The organism is Dysgonomonas sp. 511 (assembly GCF_010501105.1).
GTDB lineage: Bacteria > Bacteroidota > Bacteroidia > Bacteroidales > Dysgonomonadaceae > Dysgonomonas.
This window is the reverse complement of the sequence record NZ_QVMQ01000022.1, coordinates 32,738-49,776: the sequence shown is the minus strand read 5'-3', so window position 1 is coordinate 49,776 and position 17,039 is coordinate 32,738. Positions and strand designations below refer to the sequence as shown.

The 17,039-nt window shown below is 41.4% G+C and carries 12 protein-coding genes; 9 read left to right on the top strand and 3 right to left on the bottom strand.

Annotated elements, in window-relative coordinates:
- Positions 1-181: 181 nt before the first annotated feature.
- A complete protein-coding gene (locus D0T57_RS10715; RefSeq protein ID WP_163273488.1) occupies positions 182-1,498 on the bottom strand; it encodes a TolC family protein in 1,317 nt (438 codons plus the stop codon).
- 247 nt (positions 1,499-1,745) lie between these two features.
- On the opposite strand from D0T57_RS10715, the gene D0T57_RS10710 reads away from it, so the two are divergent.
- Positions 1,746-4,634 carry a PD-(D/E)XK nuclease family protein gene (locus D0T57_RS10710; protein ID WP_163273487.1) on the top strand — a complete coding sequence of 963 codons (2,889 nt, stop codon included), beginning with the start codon at positions 1,746-1,748 and terminating at the stop codon, positions 4,632-4,634.
- A 193-nt stretch (positions 4,635-4,827) separates the two neighbouring features.
- Here D0T57_RS10710 and D0T57_RS10705 read toward each other — a convergent pair whose 3' ends face one another.
- Complete coding sequence (locus tag D0T57_RS10705; protein ID WP_163273486.1) at positions 4,828-6,114, bottom strand: DUF1080 domain-containing protein; 1,287 nt, start codon at positions 6,112-6,114, stop codon at positions 4,828-4,830.
- A 369-nt stretch (positions 6,115-6,483) separates the two neighbouring features.
- Between D0T57_RS10705 and D0T57_RS10700 the strand changes: the two genes are divergently transcribed.
- The 3 genes from D0T57_RS10700 to D0T57_RS10690 all read left to right on the top strand — a co-directional run bounded on the left by D0T57_RS10700 (position 6,484) and on the right by D0T57_RS10690 (position 11,896).
- Positions 6,484-8,604, top strand: a complete 2,121-nt coding sequence (locus tag D0T57_RS10700; RefSeq protein WP_163273485.1) for a S46 family peptidase — start codon at positions 6,484-6,486, stop codon at positions 8,602-8,604.
- An 89-nt stretch (positions 8,605-8,693) separates the two neighbouring features.
- Entirely contained in the window at positions 8,694-9,320 is a 627-nt protein-coding gene (locus D0T57_RS10695; RefSeq protein WP_163273484.1) for a ribonuclease H family protein, read from the top strand.
- A gap of 224 nt (positions 9,321-9,544) precedes the next feature.
- On the top strand, positions 9,545-11,896 hold the full coding sequence (locus D0T57_RS10690) for a sodium-translocating pyrophosphatase (protein ID WP_163273483.1): 2,352 nt from the start codon (positions 9,545-9,547) through the stop codon (positions 11,894-11,896).
- Positions 11,897-11,944: 48 nt separating this feature from the next.
- Here D0T57_RS10690 and D0T57_RS10685 read toward each other — a convergent pair whose 3' ends face one another.
- On the bottom strand, positions 11,945-13,414 hold the full coding sequence (locus D0T57_RS10685) for a hypothetical protein (protein WP_163273482.1): 1,470 nt from the start codon (positions 13,412-13,414) through the stop codon (positions 11,945-11,947).
- A 516-nt stretch (positions 13,415-13,930) separates the two neighbouring features.
- Here D0T57_RS10685 and D0T57_RS10680 point away from each other — a divergent pair.
- From D0T57_RS10680 to D0T57_RS10660, 5 genes are all read left to right on the top strand, one after another.
- On the top strand, positions 13,931-15,097 hold the full coding sequence (locus D0T57_RS10680; protein ID WP_163273481.1) for an AIR synthase related protein: 1,167 nt from the start codon (positions 13,931-13,933) through the stop codon (positions 15,095-15,097).
- A gap of 110 nt (positions 15,098-15,207) precedes the next feature.
- A complete protein-coding gene (locus D0T57_RS10675) occupies positions 15,208-15,435 on the top strand; it encodes a hypothetical protein (protein ID WP_163273480.1) in 228 nt (75 codons plus the stop codon).
- A 251-nt stretch (positions 15,436-15,686) separates the two neighbouring features.
- Positions 15,687-16,103: a MaoC family dehydratase gene (locus D0T57_RS10670; RefSeq protein WP_163273479.1), complete on the top strand. Its 417-nt coding sequence runs from the start codon at positions 15,687-15,689 to the stop codon at positions 16,101-16,103.
- A gap of 141 nt (positions 16,104-16,244) precedes the next feature.
- Complete coding sequence (locus D0T57_RS10665) at positions 16,245-16,499, top strand: hypothetical protein (protein ID WP_163273478.1); 255 nt, start codon at positions 16,245-16,247, stop codon at positions 16,497-16,499.
- A gap of 338 nt (positions 16,500-16,837) precedes the next feature.
- A partial coding sequence (locus D0T57_RS10660; RefSeq protein ID WP_163273477.1) for a recombinase family protein occupies positions 16,838-17,039 on the top strand: 202 nt, incomplete at its 3' end.

The window sequence follows — 17,039 nt, the reverse complement described above, 5'->3', positions numbered from 1 at the left end:
TAACTGTTAGTAAATACCTCGTTTCTGTTTTCGGAATTGTTTTAGAGATAATTTTTCATCTGCGAAGCGATAGTAGCGGGCTACTTGGGCTGAGCCTGAGCCTCGAAAAAGAAAAGACCGGCCAATCAAGGAAAATATATGAAGTTTAAGGCTAGTCTTGAAAGCTTTTTAGCATTAAAGATCACTCATAATACGATAATATCTGCCCGCTGATAAGCATCAACGATATCTCGCAAAGCTTCGTGTTGTATTCTGCTTGCACAAGGCGTTCTTCGGCTTCCAATAAACTATTTTGTGCCTCGCGCAACTGTATGCCGGCCAAATCTCCCAATTTGTAGCGTTCTATAGCTATTTCGTAAGTCTCACGGGCTGTTGTAACATTCTCTTTCTCCAGATTGGTCAAACCGATATTATTCCTGTAAGCCATCCACATATTCGACAAGTCGGCTTTCAGCGACAGGGTTGTTTGCTCATATTCGAGTTGTCGGTTTTCTATCTCTATCCGGGCATTTTTCTGCTTCCTTTTTCGGTTGAATCCGCTAAACAGATTAAACCCGACTGTAAACCCGTAGCTAAGTCCCAGTGTATTCTGATTGTCTATCGTACCCGTATTATATATATTTCTGGTATATCCATATCCCGCATTGAATTTCAGGTATGGATAGTTCTCGCTTTGTGCTGTCCTCAGGTCCAGCCGGCTGAGATTCCTGTTCCTGTCGGAGAGAAGCAGGAACGTATTGGATGCCAGCATCCGCTGCCAGATAACATCCCTGTTGAGAGTTTCGTCGAATAATATAACCGAATCGGCCGTCACTATCAGTTGGTCTATATTCTGGGCAGCCATCATTTGGTTGAGCGAAATGCGGGAAGCATACAGTACTTCATATTGTTTTATCAGGCGCGAGCTGTCGCTGTTGAAGTCTACCTTCGCCTGCTGCATATCGAGTCGCGAATCGACACCTATTTCGTAACGGGCTTCGGCAATACGTACTCGCTCTTTCGATAGTTTTACAGCCGATTTCAAATTCTTGAGCCTTATATTTTGCTGTATATAATTATAATACTCGGAAGTAAGGTCGGAAATAAAGTTTTCGATGGTAAGCCTCGTATTGAGCTCTCCCATTTTTTGTAATTCCTGTAGTCGCTTATAATTGGTCTGTATATTGAAACCATCGAAGATAGTCCAGTTCAGCGCCAGTCCGGCATTCAAGGTCTGGTTGATTACCCCGTTATTTTTATTGGTTTCGCCATCCGCCAGATTTTGCTTTATATTGTTCCTGTTTCCCGAATATCCGGCATTCAGGTCGAGGGTGGGGAGGTATCCTGCATTGCCGATAGTCAGGTTATTGTCTGTTATTTCTTGTGCATTCCTTATTATCCTGATATCGTAATTCTGCTGTAAACCTGTTTCTATACAGCGCTTCAAATCGAATACAACTTGCGCAGAGACAATCGACGGCAGAATAAGCAGGAGCAGGAATGATGTATATTTTTTCATGTTCATTGACGTTATATAGCTAAAAAATATTCAAAGGTAACATTTTTCTGTTATTTCTCATTGAGTTCCTTTTTGTGTTTCCCGGTAAAACGCATGAAGTTTATCTGAACTTAGTTCGCCCCTACAGAGCTAATCTTGTTAGTTCGGTATTAGGCTTATAGGTGGGGATTGCCACAAAGAGGCGATCCTCTTTTGCTTCCATCCGTTATATTTTCTTACTTTTGTATTCAACTATAAAAATGGCCGGATGACCCCTTTCCTCTACAATGTCGCTCATACCTATTACCAGAAGCATGGCTCTAAAATAAGCCGTTTTACCTTTGTGTTTCCTAACCGCAGGGCAGGCATCTTCTTCCAGCACTACCTGTCGCAAATAGCAGACAAGCCGCTTTTTTCGCCACAGATACTTACCGTTGCCGATCTGTTCCAGACACTAAGCCCGTATAAAAAGGCCGACAGGGTAGAAATGCTTTTCATGTTGTTCGATACCTATAAGCGGATAAGCCTGTCTACCGAGACTTTCGACGAGTTTCTGTACTGGGGCGAAATGCTGCTGAACGATTTCGACGATGTAGACAAGTATCTGGTAGATACCAAACAGCTATTCCGCAATGTACGCGACCTGAAAGAGATAGATGCAGGGTTCGACTTCCTAACCGAATCTCAGGTTGAAGCGATCCGCCGTTTTTGGTCGAGTTTCCTGCCTGTAGGTGGCAACGAAAAGAAGAAAGATTTTCTGGAAATGTGGGAAGTCTTATACCAATTGTACGGCGATTTGAGGGTTCAACTCGAAGGTAAAGGTCTAGCATACGAAGGCATGGTGTTCCGCGAAGTGGTAGAGCGGATAACGAAAGACATTACGCTGGATTTACCTTTCGAAAAGATCATCTTTGTAGGATTGAACGCTCATAGCATATCGGAAGAAAAATTACTTAAATACTTTCACAAAAGAGGTATTGCTGATTTCTATTGGGATTATTCATCATCGCTCGTCCGCGATAAGGACAATAAGGCATCTTTCTTTATAGACAAGAACAAGGTGCAGTTTCCCTCGCAATTATCTTTGCAATCGGAAGAACTAACCTTCGATAAGCCTGTAGTAGAGGTCGTTGGCATACCTTCTTCGGTGGGGCAAGCCAAGTATGTGCATAGCATATTGAAAAGTTTATTGAAAGAAGGGCAGATAACATCTTCCGATGAAGCGATGAATACAGCTGTTGTATTGCCCGACGAAAACTTACTTTTGCCTACGCTCTATTCCATTCCGGATGAAATAGAGAAAATCAATGTAACAATGGGTTACGGCCTGTCTAATAGCTCGATAGCCGGACTGATGGAACAGGTATTCGAACTGCAACGCAATATCCGCAAATCGGATGGCTTCACAGGCTTCTATTACAAACCCGTGCAGGCTATCCTCAATCATCGCTATATAGTCCGTATAGCCCCGGAAGAAGCAAGGGTACTGAGAAACAACATCAAGCAATATAACAGGACAATAGTTTCGGAAGAAGAGCTGCAAACGCATCCGCTTTTCAAACTTATATTTACTGCCATAACCGGTTGGCGGCAGATACCTTCCTATCTCAGGCAGATATTATCATACTTGAACCTATCGTTGGTAAAAGACAAAGAAAAACAGGATGATAATGAAGGAAATATTCAGGCAATAGACATCGAAAGCGAGTTCGTCATCGAATATTATAAGACAATAAACAAGATGGACGAGGCATTTGCCCACCATTCGCCCGATATGACAGTAGATACTTACCTCAAGATGCTAAGGAAGCTGATAGTGAATATAAGCGTGCCGTTTACAGGCGAACCTCTTTCCGGATTGCAGATAATGGGAGTATTGGAAACCCGTGCGCTGGACTTCGACAACCTGATTATCATGTCGATGAACGAGGGCATATTCCCGCTGAAGAAGGCCGCAAGTTCGTTTATACCGTACAATCTTCGCAAAGGGTTCGACCTGCCTACCTACGAGCATCAGGACAGTGTGTTTTCGTACCACTTCTACAGGATGATAAACCGTGCCAAACGCATTTACCTGCTGTATGACACCCGTACCGAAGGCTTGCAGTCGGGAGAAGTAAGCCGCTACTTCAACCAGATAAAGCATTTGTACAACGATCATTTCGACATCAGGGAAAAACTTGCAGTCTATAAAGTAGCATCTACCGAAAGCCTTGCCATATCTGTAAAGAAAACGCCCCAGATAATGGAGAAACTCAACATCTTTCTCCAGGGAGGAGACAAGAGGCTTTCAGCCAGCTCTATCAACACATATATCAATTGTCCCTTGCAGTTTTATTTCTCGGTGGTAGAGAATATGAACGAAGAAGACGAAATAGCCGAGACGGTGGAAGCCAGTACCTTTGGTACTATTTTCCACTCGGTGATGGAATGGCTCTACGAGCCGATGAAGGGTAAGATGGTTACAGCAGACTTGCTGCATAATATAAGCAAGGATGATAAACTGTTGACCGCCATGATCGAACGTTCCTTTGCCGAAAACTATTTCAAGACGGAAAAGATAAAGCGGCTGACGGGGCAAAACTACCTGACAGGCGAAGTCCTCCGCAAATATATAAAGCAAGTATTGGCTACCGACGCGCGTCTCACACCGTTTATCTACATCGATTCGGAAGAAAGAGTGCGTAAAAACTATATGCTCCCATCGGGGAAGACTGTTTCGTTGAAAGGGATTATCGACCGTGTGGACGAAGTGCATGGCCGTACCCGCATTATTGATTACAAGACCGGAAAGGGTGTTTTGCGGTACAAGGAAATGAAAGACCTTTTCGATAAAGAGATGAAAGACAGGCCAAAAGCAGTGATGCAGGTATTTATGTATTCGCACCTTTACTTGCTCGACCATCCTGACAAGATACTTGAACCGGGGATTTACTATCTGCGCAACCTGTTCGACAAGTCGTTCGACCCCGATGTAATAAACAAACACGACAGGAAAGATGTACGCATAACAGACTTTGCAGCTTATCGGGATGAATTTAAACAGTATTTCGACGAATGCCTGGAAGAAATATTCGATCCCAATGCGCCCTTCACACAGACTCCTACGGGAGAAGCTTGCCGCTGGTGCCAGTTTACCAATATTTGCAAAAAATAGAAGAAGGTGTCCCCAAAGTAATAAAGGACACCTTCTTTGTGTTTCTGTAGTGAAGAGTTCAAAAAGTGATTAGATGAGAAGCCGCTCATTTTTAGACAGAAGGGAGCATACTAAAGTATGTGACCGATGGCTAATAAATGAAGCAGATGATTACTTTTGGGACAACTTCCTCACTATTTATTCGATTTGTTTATTACAAAGTCTTCAATTTCAGGTTGCGCCACAATACTTTAATGCCGCCGCCGTCATGTATTTGGAGAGCGATACGCCCTTGTCCTTTTCCTATCTTTTCATCTTCGAGGCTAACCATTTCCGTGCCGTTTAGCCATGACGTTACTTTGTTGCCTTGAACGAGGATACGCATTGTATTCCATTCCCTTTCTTTCAATACCGATTCTTTTTCAGGATCGTTCTTTATAAGCCATCCCCTTCCATACGATTCGTAGATAGAACCCGAATGCTTTCCTTTAGGGGCTACTTCAACCTGCCATCCGTTTACTTTTACGCCTTCTTCGATGAACGAGCGGATAAACACTCCTGAGTTTCCGTCAGCTTCTTGCTTAAACTCTACAGTCAGGTCGAAATCGTCGTAATATTCGCGTGTTGCCAGATAGCCATATTGTTTGTCGGGGCCGCTTTCGCAAACGAGCAAGCCGTCTTGTACATACCATTTTTCTGTTCCGTACACATCCCAGCCTGTCAGGTCTTTTCCATTAAACAAGTTTACCTCTTTCTCTTTGCGAGGCAGTTCTTTTACCTTAATATTGCGGAATGATGCAGGATAACCGTGGTCTTGAAGACAGATTACACCTTTCCTTGCCAAACCATATTCAGGAGCATTATTCCATTTACCACTATTCTTACGGGCAAACCAGTCGTCTGTCCATGCTTCAAATTCCAGTATTTTAACTCCGTTGAGCCAATGTTCTACATGCCCGTTGTCGAAAACAATCTTCGAATTGTTCCACTCTCCGGCAGGGTTTACTTTCATCAACGATGAATCGGGTATATGCATTGCATAATCGGCTGCCATATCTTGCCAAGGCTCTAATTTATCAGGGAAATTAGGGGCGTCTATCAATTGGTACTCAGGGCCGGTAATATAAGGCACTTTAAATTGCGGACGTTCTACTACATGGTAAAGCATCCCACTGTTGCCGCCTTTCGATAGTTTCCAGTCCCACGACAGTTCGAAGTTTTCATACTCCTTATCGGTAACAATGTACCCGCTGGCATCGTTGCCGTCACCTTTGGCCTGGATGCAACCATCTACTACGTGCCACGATTGTGTCATAACAGTGTCGTTGTAGTTGCGCCATCCTTCCATTGTCGCGCCATCAAACAACAGTTGCCACCCGTCGGCTTTTTCCTGTTCTGTCAATGTATTGTGCTCAGGGCCACCACATGAAGCCATAGTTGCTACAGCAAAACAGGATAAGAGTAATCCCTTTGCCGAAAGATTCTTAAAAGTAAATTCCATGTTGATTTAAGTTTAATTTAGGTTAGAAAAACACATCCATAAAGGTAGTTAAATAAAGAATGAGATAATGTGTTTATTATATTTTTTTATAAAATTATTTCATTTCGTTTGCTTATCTTTTTCCGGATATTGCTTTCGATTGCTTTTTGTGCTAAACTGTCGTGTAGCGATAATATATATCTTCATCCCGATTCAACCCTTAATTCGTGCCTAATAGAGAAGACTTTGCTTTAAAATTTTGATTATCTTCGCCTCCGGTTTTGTATAAGCCTGTATATACCGCCTACTGCGTGGTTTTGCAATAAATCGAGACGGCTTTTCTCTACAAGAATAAGCATTAATTATCAAACATTTAAATAAAACAATTTTATGAAAAGAATCTTACTATTTTTCACTTTGCTACTTTCCGTACTTCTGGCGAAAGCCGACGAAGGTATGTGGCTGCTCAAAGAGCTGAACAAGCAGAGTGCAGCACGGATGAAAGAACTAGGCTTCACTTTCCCCATTGATAATATTTACAACGAGAACCATCCTTCGCTCAAAGATGCAGTCGTTATTTTCGGTGGAGGATGTACCGGAGTGGCCGTATCGCAACAGGGGTTGATATTTACCAACCATCACTGTGGATATGGCGATATACAAAAATTAAGTTCGGTAGAACACGATTACCTGAAAGACGGTTTTGTAAGTCAGACTTTTGCTCAGGAACTTCCTGCCGAGGGACTGATGATACAATTCCTGCAAAAGACCGAAGATATTACCGATTTCGTAACTTCTACACTACAGCCCGGCGATAGTGAAGATGTACGCGACCAAAAGATAGATTCACTTTCTAATTTGTATCTTGAGCGTTACAAAGACAATGAATTTCTGCGTGCCCAGGTAGTTCCTTTCTATGCGCACAACAAATACTATGTAGTAGTATATGAGGTATTTAAAGATGTACGCCTTGTATTCACACCGCCGTCTTCGGTAGGTAAGTTCGGCGGCGAAACCGACAACTGGATGTGGCCGCGCCATACAGGCGATTTTTCGGTATTCCGTGTATATGCCAATAAGAATAATGAGGCTGCAAATTATAGCGCCGACAATGTTCCTTACAAACCGAAATACTTCGTCCCTGTATCATTAGCCGGATACAAGGAAAAAGACTATGCCATGACAATCGGTTATCCGGGAAGCACCGTACGCTACAAATCTTCGTGGGGAATAACCCAGATGGTGGAGTCGGAACATAAGCCACGCATAGAGGTACGCGGTGCAAAACAGGATATCTGGAAAAAAGCCATGAACGCAAGCGATGCTATCCGCATAAAATATGCATCGAAATATGCCCGCAGTTCCAACTACTGGAAAAACGCCATTGGCATGAACGAGGCTATCGCCAAACTGAATGTAATACCGAACAAAGAGAAACTCGAACTGGAGTTTAGTGCATGGGCGGCATCAGACAAAGACGCTGCAAAACTATATGGCACTACGCTGCCGACAATAAAGGATGGTTATACTTCGACAATGGAACTGGCTAAAAACCAGACTTATCTGTACGAAACATTCTACAATGGCATAGAAATAGTACGTATGGCAAGCGTAGCCCTATTCGTAGGTACTGCAAACAAGGATGACAAGGAGTCTGAATTGAATAAAAGGCTCGAAAGCATTTATAAAGACTACGAACCTTTGCTCGACCGCGAGCTAACTCCTGTATTGTTGAAACTGTATGCAGAATCTGTTCCTGCAGATTTTCTCCCTGCGGTATATGCCACAATAACAAACAAATATAGCGGCGATTATGCGCAATATACCAACTGGCTGTTCGACAATACGAAGCTGACCTCTCTCGAAGGAGCACAAGCCCTGATAAAAGGCACTCCCGAAGAAATAATGGCCGACCCTGCCATACAACTGGCTATGTCGCTCCATCCGCTGTTAAATTCGTTAAGAGAAAAAATGGCGCCATACAATTCTATGATAGAAAAAGGTGAACGCGAATTTATGGCTGGACTGATGAAAATGCAGCCCGATAAAGCATTTTATTCGGATGCTAACTTCACGCAACGTCTTAGTTATGGCTCTGTTGGCGGATACAAGCCTGCCGACGCTGTTTCGTACAATTACTATTCTACGACCGATGGCGTGTTGCAAAAAGAGAATCCCGAAAGCACCGAGTTTGCAGTACAGGATTATATATTAAATGATATCCGCAAAGGAGACTTCGGGCAATATGCAAACAAAGATGGCAAAATGCAAGTCTGCTTCTTGTCGAACAACGACATCACCGGAGGAAACTCAGGAAGCCCTGTATTCAATGGTAAAGCTGAACTGATAGGATTGGCTTTCGACGGCAACTGGGAAGCATTGAGCGGCGACGTTGTCTTCGAACCCGAATTGCAGCGTTGTATCAATGTAGACATACGCTATGTACTTTACATCATCGACAAGGTGATGAATTGTCCGCGCCTTATCGAAGAACTGAAAGTAGTGCAGTAAGTAATGATGAGTTATGAGTTATGATTTTTTTATCGCAATAAAATATTTATAACTCATAACTCATACTTGTAACCCTAACTCTAATCATCGTGGCTAAAAAGAAATTTTATGTTGTTTGGAATGGAATTACCCCCGGAGTCTACACTTCATGGGACGATGCCAAGGCACAGGTAGAAGGATACGACGGTGCTATCTACAAATCGTTCGCCAATGAAGAGGATGCTCGCAAGGCATTCGACGAAAGCCCTTGGGTATATGTCGGCAAGAATGCTGCAAAGCCACAACGGATATCTATACAAAACAATCCCGATATAATAAAAGACAGCCTGGCTGTAGACGCTGCCTGCGGAGGCAATCCCGGACTGATGGAATACAGAGGCGTATATGTAAAGACCGGCGAACAGGTCTTTCATCTCGGTCCTTTCGAAAAAGGAACCAATAATATAGGCGAGTTTCTCGCACTTGTACACGGGTTGGCATTACTAAAGAAAAAGAACTGTGCAATACCTATTTATACAGATAGTGTCAACGCTATAAAATGGGTAAAGGAAAAAAAGTGCAAAACAAAATTGGAACGCGTTCCTGAAAACGAATCACTCTTTTACCTGATAGAGCGCGCCGAGAAATGGTTGCGCGAAAATACATATACTACACCCATCATAAAATGGGAAACCAGCAAATGGGGAGAAATACCCGCCGATTTCGGAAGAAAATAATTATTAGTTAGTAAATCTTTTTTAGGATAATTAGAAAATTATTTCATCAAAAGTTTGTTTCATGTTAAAAAATTGTATATTTGTTTAAAGCAATAAAAAAATCGAAAGCAAAAATGCCATACTCTTGTGCTTTTGATAATCATTGCTCGCCGAATATTAATTTTTCGTTTAATAATTATACTTTTATGAAACCAGAATTCTAACAAATCTAATTCTAAATTCCTATGAAGAAACTAACCACCCTCTCGTTGGCATTACTGCCATTCAGCCTTATGGCCAGTGAAGCAGACTTAAAAGTACCGGAACTGGGAAGCGGCTACAACCTTCTCTTGTGGGGACTTCTAATCCTGTTGCTTGGCATCGCATTCGGACTGGTGCAGTATTTCCATATCAAGAAACTTCCAGTGCATCAATCAATGCTCAATGTTTCGAAAACCATTTACGAAACGTGTAAAACCTATCTTTTGCAACAAGGCAGGTTTCTTTTTTATCTGCTGATTATCATTTCGGCTGTAATGCTTATCTACTTCGGTTTCTTATCCAATCCCGAAGTAGTGGCCAGTGGCGAAACCAGCCGTGCGACGTTCCTTATTTCCGTTATTTTCTGGACGGTTTTGGGGATACTAGGCTCTTACGGAGTGGCATGGTATGGTATTCGCATCAATACGCTTGCTAATTCGCGTACCGCATTCGCATCGCTGCGCAAACGTCCGTGGGATGTGGTAAGCATACCACTGAAAGCCGGAATGAGTGTGGGTGTTATGCTCATCACAGTAGAATTGATAATGATGCTTATCATCTTGCTTTTTGTGCCGGGTGATATGGCTGGAGCTTGCCTTATCGGCTTTGCTATCGGCGAATCGCTGGGAGCATCGGCATTGCGTATAGCAGGAGGTATCTTCACCAAAATAGCCGACATAGGCGCCGACCTGATGAAGATAGTTTTCAACATCAAAGAAGACGACCCCCGCAATCCGGGTGTAATAGCCGACTGTACGGGCGACAATGCCGGCGACAGTGTAGGCCCTACTGCCGACGGTTTCGAAACTTATGGTGTGACAGGGGTTGCCTTGATTTCGTTTATCGTACTTGCTGTATCGAACGTAGGTTTGCAAGCCGAATTTATAGTATGGATATTCGTTATGCGCCTTATGATGCTGTTTACCTCTATATTATCTTATTATATCAATCAGGGAATATCGGCGGCAAAGTATCGCAATTCATTGAAATTTAACTTTGAAATACCTCTTACGGCATTGATCTGGATAACATCAGCAATATCTATCATCGCAACATTTATTGCCAGCTACTTCCTGTTGAAAGAAATACCTAACGGGCTTTGGTGGAAACTGGCGTCTATTATCAGTTGTGGTACTTTTGCAGCAGCACTTATACCCGAAATCACAAAAGCCTTTACCAGTTCATCTTCGCGCCATGTGAAAGAAGTTGTGATAGCATCACGTGAAGGAGGTGCATCGCTCAATATACTATCGGGTATGGTTGCCGGTAATTTCAGCGCATTCTGGAAAGGGATGATAATTGCCCTGCTGATGGCTTGTGCCTTCTTTATTTCGGAACAAGAACTGGGCTCTATAATGTCATACCCGTCCATCTTCGCATTTGGGCTTGTAGCCTTTGGTTTGCTTGGCATGGGACCTGTGACCATTGCTGTAGACAGTTATGGTCCTGTAACTGATAATGCTCAATCGGTGTTCGAACTATCGCGTATAGAACATCTTCCAAACATATCGTCGGAAATAAGCAAAGACTTCGGCTTCGCTCCCGACTTCGAAAAAGGTAAGGAGTATCTTGAAGAAAACGACTCGGCAGGAAATACGTTTAAGGCTACAGCCAAACCCGTACTTATCGGGACAGCCGTAATAGGGGCAACCACTATGATATTCTCTATAATCCTGGTGCTCGAAAAACTGGGTATGCTGAGTATAAGCTTGATAGATGCACCGGTATTATTAGGTTTCATCTGTGGCGGATCGGTTATCTATTGGTTCTCAGGGGCATCTATGCAGGCCGTTACCACAGGAGCTTACCGCGCAGTAGAATATATAAAGGAGCATATCAACCTCGATAAAGATGAAGCCGACCTCAAAGACTCGAAAGAAGTAGTGCGTATCTGTACTAAATATGCTCAGGTGGGTATGTGGAATATTTTCCTTGCTCTATTGTTCATTACTCTAGCTTTTGCTTTTATCGACGCAAACTTCTTTGTGGCTTATCTTATATCCATTGCTGTGTTCGGTTTGTTCCAGGCTATCTACATGGCAAATGCCGGAGGAGCGTGGGACAATGCCAAGAAGATAGTAGAGGTAGAGCTGAAAGAAAGGAATACCGACCTGCATGCTGCCACCGTTGTGGGCGATACCGTAGGCGACCCTTACAAAGATACCTCTTCGGTATCGTTGAACCCGATTATCAAATTCTCCACTCTGTTCGGGCTATTGGCTGTGGAAATCGCAATAGAGATACCTGAGTATAAATGGATTGTCGGACTTGTATTCCTAGCTGCGGCACTGGTATTTATCTATCGTTCGTTCTATGCCATGCGTATCAAGAAATAAAGTTTATTATGAAGGTGCCCTTTATTACTTTTGGGGCACCTTCATTTTTTATAAAGGATAAGGCTGAGCTTGTTTATAAAACCGTATGTACTGATCTTTATAGATTTCAATATTACGGTTCAGGGAATCGACAAACATAGGCTTCGTCTTAAAACCATCCTGAAGAGTTTCTCCTCTTGAGTCGATAGTCTCTATATGCTGTATTTTATAGCCTTCGAACGGATATTCCGGTAATCCCATAGGATTGGTAGAAGGCAGGAAATCGTAGGTACGCCCATTCACCTCGCGTGTTGTGTAAATAGTAAGATTACCTACTTTGCGGGCGTCGTAGACAATGTCTACCTCCATCTTTCGGGCAAACGGCATAGGTTTGTAGATGAAACTAAAGAATTGTTCTTTATGGTTGTCGTAGGTGTATGATACCAACAGCCTCTTTTCTTTGAACACGACAAACGCAAAAACCAGAGCGAATGCAGCCAGTAAAATCCGACGGGCTCCTAATGAAAGAGAAAATCCGATTGGCAGGGAAACTACGATGGTATATAAAATAAGAAAAGAGCAACCGAACACAAACCCATTGATAAAACGAAAGTCGGGAGCAGTAATCAAACCAAAGATGATGGACAAAACCGATACCAGATAGATTTGATACACCCCTCGATGTATTCTCATACCTTTGAAATAGCTATATATAAACCACAGAGGAGATAAAACAATCAATAAGTGTATGAAAACATTGAACAGGCGGTATAGCTGTTCTATTCTTGTCCCGTTAAGGTCTTGCATTACCATATCGAAATCGTAGTAACGGAAAAACATGAATCTGGCAAAGTTGTAAATATGCGTTTGCTGCAATACTGCTACTGCTTGCGGCACTTTCCAATCTACATTGAAAAGGTCAATTTGGTTTAATGGATAAATCAAATAACCCGAAACTATGACATTACGTGTAAACCAAAATGACATGAGCAGGAATGAAAAAACAACCGTAAAGCCTATTACTTTATACCTTTTTTGCTTTACTAAATAATATAACACATACAAGCAAATAAGACAAAATATGATAGACGACAACTTGTATGTCACCATAGTTATGGGCAAGAGTATAGCCAATAACGGTTGGCGATGAAGCCAGGCTGGTTTTAGAGCCGTTTTGGAAATATAGTAGAATATACACAGCAGCGAAACCGAGTCGGTACTGGAATTATCTAAGAACGTTTCTCCTCCCATAAGTATTATGATAAGGAAGAAAAGTAAAAGCAGGTACGGGACGTTTTTTTTACTTGCTATTATATTGTAAACAACCCATAGCATAATAAGCAAAAATAGCAACGACTGCAATGTATAAACAGCCTCGCCAAACAAGAAGCGAAAAGAAAAGAGAGCCGAAATCAATAAGTAATTGGAATTGAATCCGAAGCGGTCTTCCAGATTGGCTAAACCCGGCACAGCGCTAAACTCTTCATTCCAACGTATATTCTGGATGTGGTATAAATCGGCGTCGAACGAATCGGACATAAAGGATACATAAAAACAGAGAGCCAAACTCAATATTGCAGCCGTAAACAAAAATATGGGGCTGCAAAATCGCTTATGGGTTACAATATTGCAAAGGCGCGCCCGATTTAGCCCCCAATATGCTATACATATAAGAATAAGAGACAATAGGACATAATGATTTGTCGGCAACAATAATGACGTAAATGTGAGTATTAATGTTGTGAAACACAGCCCCGCCAGAATTGTATCAAGAATATTATAGCATTCGCTAACACCCTGTAGTTTATTATATACCCTGACAAGAATATCCCCCAAAGAAAAGAATACGAAGGCCATCACAGCCCAAGAAAGAAGCACCGCTAACATGTTTGTGAGTGTATCTGTTATTCCACACAAAAATACAACTAATTAACCTAATAAAAAAACGGCAAGGCTGGCTATAGGCAAGAATGTAGTTTTGGCTCTCTCTTTTTCTTTTTTTAACACCTAATTTATTACCTTTGTACTCCATTTGTATAATTCATAAATTTGAATATGAGCGACCAACGGTACAACCAACGAGGCGTGTCGGCATCGAAAGAAGATGTTCACAATGCAATAAAAGACATTGACAAGGGTATTTTTCCAAAAGCATTTTGTAAAATAATACCTGATATACTAGGAGGAGATCCGGAATACTGCAATATAATGCATGCCGACGGAGCAGGCACAAAATCGTCTCTGGCATACATGTACTGGAAAGAAACCGGCGATCTTTCGGTATGGAAAGGTATAGCACAAGATGCCTTGATAATGAATATCGACGACTTGCTGTGCGTTGGTGCAACAAATAATATACTGTTATCATCAACTATCGGCAGGAATAAAATGCTTATTCCGGGCGAAGTTATCTCTGCCATAATAAATGGTACAAACGACCTCTGTAAAGAATTGTCTACATTGGGCGTAAATATTTACCCTACAGGGGGCGAAACCGCCGATGTAGGCGACTTGGTTCGCACTATTATAGTAGATAGCACTGTTACCTGCCGCATGAAACGCTCGGATGTAATATCCAACGACAAGATACAGGGAGGAGATGTCATCGTCGGGCTATCGTCTTACGGACAAGCAACTTACGAAAAGGAATATAACGGAGGCATGGGGAGCAATGGTTTGACCTCGGCCCGCCACGATGTATTTGCCAATTACCTTGCAGCGAAATATCCTGAAAGCTACGACTCTTCGATCCCTTCCAGTCTGGTATATTCGGGCAAGATGAAACTAACCGATGAAATAGAAGGATTGGGAATCGACGCAGGCAAACTCGTACTATCCCCTACACGCACATATGCACCTGTGATAAAGCAAATATTGGCGCAACTCCGTCCTCAGATACATGGAATGGTGCATTGTTCTGGTGGTGCGCAGACCAAAGTGTTGCACTTTGTTGACAAAGTGAAGATTACTAAGAATAATATGTTCCCGGTTCCGCCATTATTCAAACTTATACAGGAACAATCGGGTACCGACTGGAAAGAGATGTACAAGGTATTCAATATGGGACATAGGATGGAAATATACCTTGCTCCCGAATATGCAGCACAGGTAATCGAAATATCCAAATCGTTTGGCATAGATGCTCAGATAGTAGGTTTTGTCGAGGATTCGGATAATACTAAATTAACAATCGAGAGTGAATTTGGGCGATTCGAATATTAAGGAACTATATTAAAATTTTTAACTTTTGTTAGTAGTCACGTATTCAAATAGCGATTATATTTGCATTCGGACTTAACAATTTGTCTAATTGATAAAAATAAAACTCGAATATGAAAAAAGTAATTATGTCGGCAATCATGTGTATTGCACTAATGGCTTCTACAACAGCAATAGCTCAGGATTGCCCTAAACAAAAAGAATGTTGCAAAGCAAAAACCGAATGCACAAAGACTTGTACAAAGAAAGATTGTACCAAGAAAAAAGAATGCCCGAAGAATAAAAAAGAATGTAAGAGAGGGGAAGCGAAAAAATCTTGCTGCCCAAAAGATAAAAAATAATCCATACTTACTTTTATATAAGATACGACACTAACAGCAGATTAACCCTGCTGTTATTTTTTTTTATTAATGGCAATCGCATGTTCCTTTTGGCCTAAGCCTCAAAAGGGACACCTTCGCAAGCAATCTCTGGTTGCATGTAGTACAAAAAAATGCACATTTTTGACATAAATGTGCATTTTTTATTTTGCAAATTCATAGAATATAAATATTTTTGTACTAATAAATTAGAATTGTTAATTAACGCATTTATGAGCAAAGTTATCATCAACTCCTACCAGGATTTCGAGCAATATGTGGGGAAAGAGCTCGGAACGTCAGATTATTTGAAGATTACGCAAGAACGAATCAATAAGTTTGCTGATGCAACACTCGACCATCAATGGATACACACCGATCAGGAAAGAGCAAAAATTGAAAGCCCTTTTCATAATACCATTGCCCACGGTTACAATATTAAAATGCTTATAAACTATGGTATCGAGAAGTTGAAATTTAATCAACCTGTTATTGTCGACAGTGAGGTACGCATTAGGGTAAAACTGGAATCACTAATGAATCTGCGGGGCATAGCAAAAGCAGAATTGAAGGTAATAGTAGAAATAAAAGATTCTCCGAAAAATGCTTTGGAAGAAACTGTTATATTCTTGTATCATTTCAATAATTGACAAGAAACGGGATATTTACAAACAGCAATTAAGACAGACAAAACAAGATAGGGTGTTGAATTTCACATCCTATTTTTTTGTTTCTATATGTGGATTTCTTCATCACGGCAGAAAACAGGCATTCCATTTAACGTTAAATTGTTGGATATTCCCATACAGATAATAGAAAAATACAGGGGATGTGCAAAGGCGGATTATGTATTCCGCATACCTACGCTAACAACCATAAGCAACGCATTGAGGAAAATTGCAACATATTGCAAGATAGAAAAGAACGTGACCTATCACATGAGCCGTCTTAGTTTCGTTTCGCAAATTTGCCTCTCTCTGGGAGTTCCGATAGAAAGTGTCAGCCGAATGCTCGGACATAGGGATACAAGAACTACTTATAAATAATATATCAGATTAAATATCAGCTGATTGCGAACACGTAAATGAGAACGGGTAACGATGTAGAAACAACCGAGATACATTGCTTCTCTTCGATTTTCATAGATTCAAATAACTCTTTGTGAGATAGACAAAATCAGGAAGAATAGAGTAAGTATTTGGTAATTAGAATTGTTCAGCGTTATTCCGCTATATTCTTCCGGTAGGCTAAATGGAAGAATGTAGGCAATGTAATCCTTCGGTCTGCCTCATCTTTTACAAGATTTATATAGTTTTTACCTTTGCGGAGAGAGTTAACGTTAAATTAAGGAGCCATCAGTTTATGCAAATTTGACATCAATTGTATGAAAACCTATATATCATATCTTCGTCAAAGTACAATAAAACAACAAATCAGCGGACTTGGCATTGAAGCTCAGCGAGAGATTATAAATACATATGTGAAAGATAACCCAAAAATTCTCAAAGAGTATTTAGAAACGGAAACAGGTAAAAATAATCATCGTCCTAAATTAGCAGAAGCATTAGAACAATGTAGACAAACCG